The following is a 10,827-nucleotide window of genomic DNA, read 5'->3' as shown; positions in this document are numbered from 1 at the left end:
ATAGGTATACCGAGAAGGACGATACCGAGACCTGGCCAGGTGAATTTCGGGATGTAGATAAACAACAGGATACAGATGGTGCCTGCCAGCAGGATATAGATGACCGGCAGTACGGGATAGCCGATCGCCTTATAAGGGCGGGGCAGGTCGGGTCTTGTCTTTCTCAACCGGAAGATACCGAGAATCGTGAGAATATAGAAGATAAGAACGACAAAGATGACGTATGAGAGCAGTTCGTTGTATTTTCCGCTAAGGCATAACACGGATGCCCAGATACATTGCATCCAGAGGCCGCGGCCGGGAACGGCGTTGCGGTTGAGCATGCCGACGCGCTTGAAGAAGAGGCCGTCCCTGGCCATCGTATAGTATACTCTGGCGCCGGAGAGAATGAGACCGTTGTCGCAGCCGAAGGTGGAGACCATCAGCAGGATGGCCATGACGATGGTTCCGCTGGCGCCGAAGATGCGGAGGGAGGCGGTGACCCCTACCCGATCGTTTTCGGCGTTGGCGATATCGTGCAGGGAGAGGACGTTGACGTACATCAGGTTAGTGGAGACGTAGATGGCCGTGACGATCAGGGTGCCCAGGAAGAGGCTGAGCCCGATATTGCGTTGTGGCCGTTTGATCTCACCGGCGATGAACGTGACGTTGTTCCATGAATCGCTGCTGAAGAGACTGCCGACCATGCTGCTGGCGATGGCGCCGAGTCCTGCCAGGCCGAGATAGGGGACGATGTTGTCGCCTTCACGGTGGCCCAGGACGAAGCCGGTATTCCAGTTAGCGTGGGCGATGCCCTTGCTGGCTGCGAGGATGAAGCCGAAGATCACGAGTCCGGCGAGGGCGATGATCTTGGCCAGGGTAAAGACGGTCTGGATGAACTTCCCTTCTTTTACGCCCAGCGTATTGATATAGGTGAGCGTAACGATCAGGGCTATCGCGAGCAGCTGTGCCGCGGTGATGCGAACAAACCCGAGATCGAACAGGACATGCTGTTCGCCGAGGCTGGGGAAGATGAAGGCGGTGAACTTTGCGAAGGCAACCGCTACCGCCGCGATGGACCCGGCCTGGATGACGGCGAAGAAGGCCCAGCCAAAGAGGAAACCGACCAGCGGGTTAAAGGCTTCCTTGAGGTAGACGTATTGTCCGCCGGCTCTTGGGAACATGCCGCTCAATTCTCCATAGCTGAGAGCGGCGATGAGGGTCAGCAGGCCGGTGATGGCCCAGATCAGAATGAGCCAGCCGGCAGAACCCACGTTTCGGGTGATATCCGCGCTCACGATGAAGATACCGCTGCCGATCATCGAGCCGACGACGATCATGGTGGCGTCGAGGAGGCCAAGCGATTGTTTAAAAGACGAGTCTCCGGGCATCAGGCGAAGGTATTTTCGAGCCGGATGGAGAGATAGTCGGGTAAGGCGGGGCGGATGGCCACGCATTGACCGATCACATTCAGGATCCTTTCTCTTTCTTTGCCTTCGAGGGCGAGACGGGGGGCCCGGACATATTCGCTGCCGATGCCGGTTTGCACCTCGGCGAGTTTTATATATTGGACCAGTTTGCTATGGATGTCCAGTTCCAGCACGGGCAGGAACCAGCGATAGATGGCCATTGCTTCTTCGATGCGCCCGGCTTTTACGAGGCGGTATATGGCGACGGTCTCGGCGGGGAAGGCACAGACCAGCCCGGCTACCCAGCCGTCGGCGCCCATGAGCAGCTCTTCCATTGCGAGGGTATCGACTCCGCAGAGGATCTTGATGCGATCGCCAAACCGGTTGATCATCCGCGTAACGTTAGAGATATCGCGGGTCGACTCTTTTACGGCCTGGATATTCGCGCATTCGATCAGTTCGTCGAACATGTCCAGGGTGACCTCCGTTTTATAATCGACGGGGTTGTTGTAGATCATGATCGGGAGGTCGGAGGAATCCGCGACGGCTTTGAAGTAGGTGACGGTCTCGCGATGATCGGCCGAATAGCGCATCGGGGGAAGGATCATCAATCCCTGTGCACCCCAAGCTTTTGCGTAGGCGGCCTGTTGAAGGGCGTCGCGGGTGGAGCCTTCGGCGATGTTAAGGATGACGGGCACTTTGCCGGCGACGGATTCGACGGCGAATTTTACGAGCCGTTCTTTTTCTTCGGTAGTGAGAACGCTGGCTTCACCGAGGCTACCGCCAAGGATGATCCCATCGACACCGGAGGCCAACTGGAATTTGAGATTCTTGTCGAAGAGTTTCAGATCCAGTTCGTCCTTTGCAGTGAATTTCGTTGTTAGCGCGGGCATGACGCCTTTCCAAACTATAGGCATAAGATGTTTTTTCAAATGTATTTATTAGAGGGTTGGTTTATATGTTCGTTTTTAATCAATCCTGCGCGAATTTTAACCACTTACAGATTGGCTTCCGGTCCGTTCCGGTGTGGCGGCTCGACGCCCAGCAGGTGTCTGACAAAGAAATCCCGCCGTTGGATGCGGCCGTAGGGGCCGCCGTCGGTGTGGTCAAACCCAGGCAGGGGAAGGAATTCGAAGGCCTTGCCTGCCTTTATCAGTGCGTCGGCCACGCGGTAGGTGGATTCGGGCGGGACGTTGTTGTCGGCCTCGCCAACCATCAGCAGGAGGGAGCCGCGGAGCCGCCAGGCGTTTGTGACGTTGGACTGTTCATCATAGTGTTTTCCAACGGGGTAGCCCATCCATTGTTCGTTCCACCATTGTTTGTCGATGCGGTTATCATGGCAGCCGCAGGAGGAAACGGCGGCTTTGTAGAACTCGCTGTGGAAGAGTAGGCCGCCCAGGGAGTTCTGGCCGCCGGCGGAGGTACCGTAGAGGCCCACGCGGGCCGTGTCCACATAGGAATATTTTGCGGCCAGGGCCTTTATCCACAGTATCCGATCGGGGAAGCCGGCGTCGGCGAGATTCTTCCAGCAGACGTCATGAAAAGCCTTCGAGCGATTGGCGGTGCCCATGCCGTCGATCTGGACGACGATGAAGCCCAGCTGTGCGATGCTTTGCATCTCTGCGTAGCGGCCGGTGAAATCCTTTGGTACAAAGGCGTCCTGCGGACCGGCGTAGATGTTCTCGACGACGGGATATTTTTTTGACGGATCGAAGTCGGCGGGGCGGACGATGATCCCCCAGATATCGGTCACGCCATCCCGGCCTTTTGCGTGGAAGGGCTCGGGGAAGTGGAGGCCGGCGGCGAGGTATTGGGAGGCATCGGCCGTTTCCAGCGGGAGGATCATCTTTCCATCAGCCGTGCGGTGCAGCTCGATGATGGTGGGAACATTGATCTCCGAGCGTGCGTCGAGATAGAACTTCCGGTCGGGAGAGAAGGTAAGGATGTGATTTGCTTTTTCGGGGGTGAGGTTGACCAGATGCTGGCCGTCGAACCCGATGCGATAATAATGAATATAGTAGGGATCCTCATCGGGGTTCATGCCGCAGGCTGAGAACCAGATCTCGCGTTTTTTCGCGTCGACGCTGTCAATCGTGTGCACGACGTAATGGCCGCGGGTGATCTCCTGCTTCTGGGCGCCGGTGGTGGCATCGAACAGATAGAGGTGCTGCCAGCCGTCTTTTTCGGAGGTGATGAGCATTTCGTTCGTTGCTGGCAGATAGTCCGTAAAGAGGCGGGATTCGTATATGAAGGTATTTGTCTTTTCGTCATAGACGGTGCGGGTTTCGGCCGTCGCGGCGTCGACCTCGATGATGCGAAAGCGTTGGTGGCCGCGTTCTACCCGTTCGAAGGTGAAGTAACGGTTATCGCCATGGCGCCAGTGCAGTTCGGGTGCGCCGAAGAAGTCGAGGATGGGCGTGTTGACCTTTTGGGTCTTGTGTCCTTCGATGCGGAAGAGGAACATCTCGTAGGTGGTGAAGGGGTCGCCGGGTTGTTTATATGGGCGCTGGCGGAGCTGACCGCGGGTGGTGCCGGCGACGGAGGAGAGGACGTAGTAGACGGCGGAGTCGCGGATGGGGTGGACGTGATAGCCGACGACATATTTGCTGTCCGGGGACCAGGCGAGGTGACCATAGGGTTTTGCGGTGTCGCCGTTGGCGGTATAGGGCGTTGCATTCTGGCGGGTTCCGTTTGCGGGCCGGATGAAGACGTTGCCGTCCTGGATATAGGCGACAAATTGTTTATCCGGGGAGAGGGAGTCGGTTGAGAACGATGCCCAGCGGCGGCCGGTGTAGGGTTTGAAGCGGGTGAAGCGGGTAGCGGTGTCGGTTGGTTCGGCGTCCAGCTTTTTGCGGGTGCCGTGGATCATGTCGACGGAGATATATTCTTTTACGCTGTCCTTTAAAATGTTCCGGTACCAGAAGCTGGCGCCGTCGGCGGACCAGTGCGGGCGGATGGTGGATTTGAAGATGGAGCGGGTGGCGATGCTGTCGAGGTGGCGGGCTTTGTGATAGCGGGCCATGATCTCGGTGCGAGACGGCTGATAAGGCGTGGTTTGTGCGTTGGCGACAAGCAGGGCAAAAAGGAGCCCTACCTGCAGGAGCAGGAATTTTCGAAGCATGTTATGTTGGTTTTTTGATCTTAGTCAAATCGCTCTACTGCGAAGGGAGTCAGATCGATGCTGGTGGGTTGTTCGTCCACGATCTCGCTTACCAGTTTTCCGGTGCCTGCACCCAGGCTTAGACCCAGCATCGAGTGGCCAGTCGCTATCACTACGTTGTTGTATTTTTTTATCCGGCCGATGTAGGGCAGGCCGTCTGCCGAACAGGGGCGATAGCCATACCACACTTTTTCGCGGGGCGGCATGGGGACGTCAAAATCGGGGAAGAAACGTTTCACTGCATTGAGAATGCCCTGTACCCGGTTGTAGCGGGGAGGGGTATTCGTGCTGGTGATCTCCATGGTCCCGCCGAAGCGGATCTTGTTACCGTCCATGGGTGTTATGGCGGCGCGGCCTTCGACGAGGATGGCCGGATAGTTTACGCGCCAGGGGGAGTCTTCGAGGGTCACCGAGTAGCCGCGACCGGGCACCAGCGGAACGTGGGTGTCCAGCAGGGCGGCGATCTCGCGGCTCCAGGAGCCGGTGGCGATGACCACGGCATCGGCTTCAAAAGTATGGAGCGGGGTAACCAGACGTTTCACGGCGCCGCCGGTGGTCTCGAAACGCCGGACCTCTTCATGGGGAAGGAGTTCGACCCCCGATGTCTGGAGGAGGCCGATGAGGCTTTTCATGAGTTTATCGGGATACAGGTGTGCGTCACATTTGAAGAAGATGGCGCCCAGTCCGTTGATGCGGGTGTGGGGTTCTTTTTCCTGCAGGCTTTTGGCGTCGAGGAGGTCGACATCCAGACCCAGTCGATGGGCCTTTTCGACGGTGTGATGGGCATGTTCGGCGGCGGCTTCCGTCTGAAATATTTCCAGCAATCCTTTATGCTGATAGGCGAATTCGAAGTGTGGGGTCGGGAGCCAGGTATTCTCGTATTCATACTGGCTGAGAACGGCAATGTCCTTCAGGGGAGCGGCTGAGCGTTCGACATGCTCGGGTGTGGCGCTTTTCATGAACTTCATTCCCCAGTCGATGAGCGAACGGCTGAGCCGGGGCTGAACATAAAAGGGGCTTTGAGAATTCAGCATCCATTTCAATCCCTGGCGGATGATGCCGGGTGTTGCGAGGGGGATAAAATGGCTGGGGCAAACGTAGCCGCAATTCCCATAAGAACAATTATCCCTGAAGTCCGATTTATCCAGAACTGTAACCTGATGACCAGCTTTTTGAAGATAATAAGCAGAACTCAAACCGATGATACCGCCGCCGACGACGACCACATTTTTTCTCATTGGACAAAAATAAGGGTTAATGAAACTGGCAATTTTGCCAATATAAGCCTAAATTCACCATATTTTAACCAGGTTTTACCCGATTTTGATAATTCGATGATAATATCTGCAAATTGCGTAAATTCATAAAAGCATCACACAAAGGACACTGTTTGATAACCATCCACACCAAAACTCTACAGCGATGAAAGTACTGCAATTCACCATCCCTGTGCCGCATGACAAGACCGTCATCGTACAGAAGGATGAGCTTCCGCACTTTTACCCGCACCTGCACCGGCACCAGGAGATCCAACTGACCTGGATCCAGCAGGGAGAGGGTACCCTTGTCGCCGAGAACAACATGTATGCGTTCCGGGCAGGGGATATCTATTGGCTGGGGGTCAACCTCCCGCACGTCTTCAAGAGCGATCCTTCCTATTTTGCTCCGTCGAGCCGGAAGAAGGTTCATACCCTCAATATCTTTTTTAACGTCAAAGGGCAGCTGGATGGCTTCTTCGAGCTTCCCGAGATCAAGAACCTGAAGGCCTTTCTGGCGAACCGGCAGACCGGCTTCAAGGTTCCGCCGACGCATGCGATGGATATATCGAGGAAGATGCTTCAGATCCAGAGCAGCATGGGTGTCGATCAACTGATCCATTTCATTGAACTGCTGAAGCAGCTGAGTACGTTCCAGGAGCTTGAGCCGCTGTCTTCCTGTTCCCAGCCCGCGGCCTACAGCGAGCATGAGGGCATCCGCATCGGGGCGATCTATAACTATATCATGCAGATGTATGATAAGCCGATCACCCTTGAGGATGTCGCCAGGCAGGCGCATATGACGCCGCAGGCTTTTTGCCGGTACTTTAAGAAGCACACTTTGCATACGTTTGTTTCGTTTCTCAACGAGGTGCGGATCAATGAAGCCTGCAAGAAGCTGACCGACGGTAATTATGATTCGATAGCGACGGTTGCTTACAATTGCGGGTTTAACAGTATCACGAATTTCAATAGGGTCTTCAAGAGTGTGACGCATAAATCGCCGAGCGAATACGTCGAGAGCTATTTTAAGTCAGTGGCGGTGGCCGAATAGCTCCGAGCCATCCGGATCGTGCCGGATATGGGTCCGACGCCGGTGCGCGGGCTATGCCGCATTTATCAACGGCCGCCGCCGGGGCAATGCTCCCGGAGATAGTCGGTAAATAAGTGAGACAAGTGAAGGCTGGTGCCGGGGCCTTCGTTGATGGCATGGGTCCGGTTCGGATAGACCATGATCTGGAATTTCCGATCGTTCTTAACCAGTTCGTTTATCAGTTCTTCGGTGCCTTTATAGTGAACGTTGTCGTCACCCGTACCATGGACGATCAGCAGGTTGCCCCGCAGGTTTTTCGCATAGTAGAGGGGGGAACCTTTTACAAAATCTTCGCGGTTCTCCTGGGGAAGACCCATATAGCGTTCCTGGTAGATGTTGTCGTAGAGCAGTTCGTCGGCTACGGGAGCGATGGAGATGCCGGTCTTGTAGAGTTCGGGATGCTGGAACATCAGGTTGAGGGTGGCCGAGCCGCCGCCGCTCCATCCCCAGACGGCGATGCGGCTGGAATCGACGAAGGGCCATTGGATGATCTTTTTGACGGCCATCGCCTGGTCGTGGATATTGATGATGCCGATCTTGCGGTAGATGCATTTGCGCCAGTTGCGACCCTTGGGTGCGGGTGTGCCGCGGTTGTCGAGGCTCATCTGGATATAGCCATCGGCGGCGATATCCCCGGCATAGAGGCGCGTGCCCTGGCCGCCGGCGACGTCCTTGACGGTCGTGGAAGCGGGTTCGGTATAGACGTTGAAGACGACGGGATATTTTTTTGTGCTGTCGAAGTCTTTCGGGAGGATCATCCAGCCGTCCATGGTGACGCCATCGTCGGTGGTCAGCTGGAACATTTTGACCGGGTATTGAGGCCGGCCATTCCCGCGGCGGGCGGATTGTTCGTTGGTTTTTATTGTGGTATGTTTCGGGAGGCTTACCCATTCGGACACCGACTCATAATTATGATTGGAGAAGTTGTGGGTCGCATAAAGGGCCGTCGGCGAGATGCTATAGTTATGGGTGCCTTTCTGGGCGGCGGGAGAAACGAGCTCCATGTTTCCCTTGCCGTCGAGGCGAATGCGATAGAGATATTGCTGCGTCGCGTTATCCGGCGAGGCCATAAAGTATGCGTAACCGCCTTTCTCGTCGATGGCTTTGAGGCTGATCAAATCGTAGTTCCCTTTTGTCAGCAGGGTTTCCTTTTTCCCATCGCGGCTGATGCGGTAAAGATGACGCCAGCCGTCCTTTTCGGAGACCCAGAGGAATTCCTTGCCGCCGTTCATCCATTCCCAGCCGGTGGGGTCGTCGCTGTAGCGATGTTTTACGTCGATCCAGGCGCTGTCGGTCTCTTCATAGACTTGTGTGGCGGCGCCGGTGGAGGCGTTGCAAAGGAAGACCTTTGCGTCCTGCTGTTTGCGGTCCAGCTGTTCGAGGACGATCTCGGAAGCGTTGTCGGCCCATTCCATCCGGGGAATATAATGTTGCCGGATATCGCCGGGAAGGTTCATCCAGGTCGTTTTTCCGGATGCGACGTCGACGATGCCGACGCGGCAGGGCGAGGGATCTTCGCCGGCCACGGGATATTCCACGGGTACCGTAAAGGGATAGAGGGAGTCGGTGTTGTTGATCATCAGGAAGTTCTTCACCTTGGTGGCGTCGAGCTGCCAGAAAGCGATGTTTTTACTGTCGGGGCTCCAGCGGAAGCCGTCGCGGCAGCTGAATTCCTCTTCGTAGGCCCAGTCGAAGGTACCGTTGATCAGGCGGAAGGACCCGTCGGTGGTGAGGGGTTTGATCGCGCCGGTGGCCAGGTCTTCCACATAAACATTATGTTCGCTGGTATAGGCGGCTTTTGTTCCGTCGGGAGAGATCTTGGCAAACATGAGCGAGGAGGCCGGCCGGCCGTGGCCCAGTTGTTTCGATTGATGGGTCGAAAGGTCCATTACCCAGTAGTCGCCGCGGGTGTTGAGCCGCCATACCTTTTTCGAATTGTTGAAGAGGAGCAGCTTTTTCCCATCGTCGGTGAAGGCGAAGCTTTGGACGCCTTGCGGCAACTGGCCGGATTCCACGAGGACGGAACGTTGAAAGCCCGGCAGATCGTACCGGACGAGCGCGTTTGCTTCCAGGGCGTAGTAGGAATTGCCTTCCTTTGCCCATTTAATGCCGCCACCGCCACGTTGGGCGGTGAGGGCGTTCGCAAACAAACAAGAAAGGAAGAATATGAAAAGAGAGCGGTTCAGGGTTCTCATGTTGTAGTTTGTTTTACGCCAATGTAGTACATTTTTTTAATCCCCTCTTCGGTGAAGAGGCCTGCTTCGCCGGTTTTTAGCGGGGTGGTCTTCCACTGGTCGGTGGGGAATATCTTCACTTTGGTGCTTCCGGACGACAGGGTCAGCGGCAGGTTGAAACCGGCGACGCAATTCGTATAACGATACTTCACCGTTTTTCCATCGGCGCCGACCGCGAACTCCAGGTCGGGGATCTGTACGGTCCGCAGGTATTGGTCGAATACTTTTGAGAAATCGAAGCCGCCGTGCGCGGAGACATAGTGTTCCACCTGGGCCGTGGTAACGGTCTGGTGATAGAAGGTCTTCTGAAGCCCGCGGAGGACCTGCCGCCATTGTTCATCATTGTCGATGCTGTGGCGGATGGCCTGGAGCATGTTCCCGCCTTTGGGATACATGTCGCCGCTGCCTTCTTCGTTGACGCCATAGCGGGGGATGATGGGGCGGTCGTTGCGGATGCCGCTGCGGGTGGCGACGTTGTATTCGTTGCCGGCCTCGGCTCCCCACATATAATCGGCGAACAGGGTTTCGCTGTAGTTGGTGAAGCCTTCATGCACCCACATATCGGCGAGGTCTTTTGTCGTCAGGTTGTTGCCGAACCATTCGTGACCGCTTTCATGGATAATGATGAAGTCGTACCGCTGGCCGTAGTTGGGTCCGCGGCCGCGATAGCCGAACGCGTAATGGTTACCGTAGGCGACGGCGCTTTGGTGTTCCATGCCGGTGTGTTCGACGTCGACGAGTTTATAGCTATCCTCGTAGAAGGGATAGGGCCCCATCCAGTGTTCGAAGGCGTGGAGCATATTGTGCACCTGTGTGGGCATGTAGTCCTTTGCGCGCTGGAGGTTATAGTCGAGGACCCAGTAATCGAGATCGAGATGTCCTTTCTCGCCCTGGAAGTCTTCGTGGAAGGTGACATACTTGCCGATGTAGGGGATGAGACAATAGTTGCTGATCGGGTTGACGACGGCCCATTTATAGGTCGTTGTTCCGTCGCCGTTGCTCTTTTTGAACTGGAGCCGGCCATTGGATACGCCGACGAGCGAGTCGGGGACGATCATCGTCATCGAGCCGCCTTTATCGGGTTCGTCGCCCTGGTAGTCCTTGCAGGGATACCAGACCGAGGCGCCCAGGCCCTGGCAGGTAACGGTCATCCAGGGACGGCCGAGGGAATCTTTTGTCCAGGTCCATCCGCCGTTCCACGGTGGGCGTTTTGCTTCGACGGGGGTGCCGGAGAAAGATATCTTCAGCGTGTTGATAGAGCCCATGGCCTGTTTGGGCGTCTTTATATGATAGACGTTGCCTTCCTTTGTGTAGGAGAGGGTTTCTTTTCCGTTGGCGACGACGCTTTCGATGTGAAGCGGGTCCATGAGGTCGATCTGCAGGGCAGGTTGGTTATTGCCGACGACCTTATAGGTGATGAGATTGCTGCCGACTGTGGACTTGGTGTTGTAGTCGGGTTTGACGGTGATGTCATAGCGTTGGATATCCCACCAGGCGCGTTCGGCGCCATTGGAGCCACGAAGGGTGTCGGCGTGGGTGAATACTTTGTGCGCGTAGGCTTCACGGGCCTGTGCGGCCATTCGGGCGCGGCGGGCGCGGACGCTGTCGGGATTGGCGTTGGGTTGCGTATTGGACTGAGCCACGCCGAGAAGCGGCGCCAGCAAGCAACATAGTAAGATGGGTCTCGTGATCATAT

At 56.1% G+C, this 10,827-nt stretch carries 7 protein-coding genes; 1 reads left to right on the top strand and 6 read right to left on the bottom strand.

What is annotated here, in order from left to right; genetic code table 11:
- The 4 genes from VGM48_RS18990 to VGM48_RS18975 form a co-directional block, all read right to left on the bottom strand.
- A partial coding sequence (locus tag VGM48_RS18990; protein ID WP_331582006.1) for an APC family permease occupies positions 1-1,370 on the bottom strand: 1,370 nt, incomplete at its 3' end.
- On the bottom strand, positions 1,370-2,305 hold the full coding sequence (locus VGM48_RS18985) for a dihydrodipicolinate synthase family protein (protein WP_331582005.1): 936 nt from the start codon (positions 2,303-2,305) through the stop codon (positions 1,370-1,372). The genes VGM48_RS18990 and VGM48_RS18985, both read right to left, overlap by 1 nt.
- Positions 2,306-2,385: 80 nt before the next feature.
- A complete protein-coding gene (locus VGM48_RS18980) occupies positions 2,386-4,509 on the bottom strand; it encodes a S9 family peptidase (protein ID WP_331582004.1) in 2,124 nt (707 codons plus the stop codon).
- A gap of 20 nt (positions 4,510-4,529) precedes the next feature.
- Positions 4,530-5,786 (bottom strand): NAD(P)/FAD-dependent oxidoreductase, encoded by a 1,257-nt coding sequence (locus VGM48_RS18975; protein ID WP_331582003.1) that lies wholly within the window; start codon positions 5,784-5,786, stop codon positions 4,530-4,532.
- Between the two features lie 184 nt (positions 5,787-5,970).
- Between VGM48_RS18975 and VGM48_RS18970 the strand changes: the two genes are divergently transcribed.
- Positions 5,971-6,858 carry an AraC family transcriptional regulator gene (locus VGM48_RS18970; protein ID WP_331582002.1) on the top strand — a complete coding sequence of 296 codons (888 nt, stop codon included), beginning with the start codon at positions 5,971-5,973 and terminating at the stop codon, positions 6,856-6,858.
- A 65-nt stretch (positions 6,859-6,923) separates the two neighbouring features.
- Here VGM48_RS18970 and VGM48_RS18965 read toward each other — a convergent pair whose 3' ends face one another.
- Together VGM48_RS18965 and VGM48_RS18960 are read right to left on the bottom strand one after the other, a co-directional pair.
- Entirely contained in the window at positions 6,924-9,092 is a 2,169-nt protein-coding gene (locus VGM48_RS18965; RefSeq protein WP_331582001.1) for a S9 family peptidase, read from the bottom strand.
- On the bottom strand, positions 9,089-10,825 hold the full coding sequence (locus VGM48_RS18960; RefSeq protein WP_331582000.1) for a M1 family metallopeptidase: 1,737 nt from the start codon (positions 10,823-10,825) through the stop codon (positions 9,089-9,091). Before VGM48_RS18960 ends, VGM48_RS18965 begins: the two co-directional genes overlap by 4 nt.
- Between the last annotated feature and the right edge of the window lie 2 nt (positions 10,826-10,827).

Source organism: Puia sp. (genome assembly GCF_036500295.1).
Taxonomy (GTDB): domain Bacteria; phylum Bacteroidota; class Bacteroidia; order Chitinophagales; family Chitinophagaceae; genus Puia.
The sequence above is the reverse complement of the archived record's forward strand: the minus strand, read 5'-3'. Positions and strand labels throughout refer to the sequence as shown.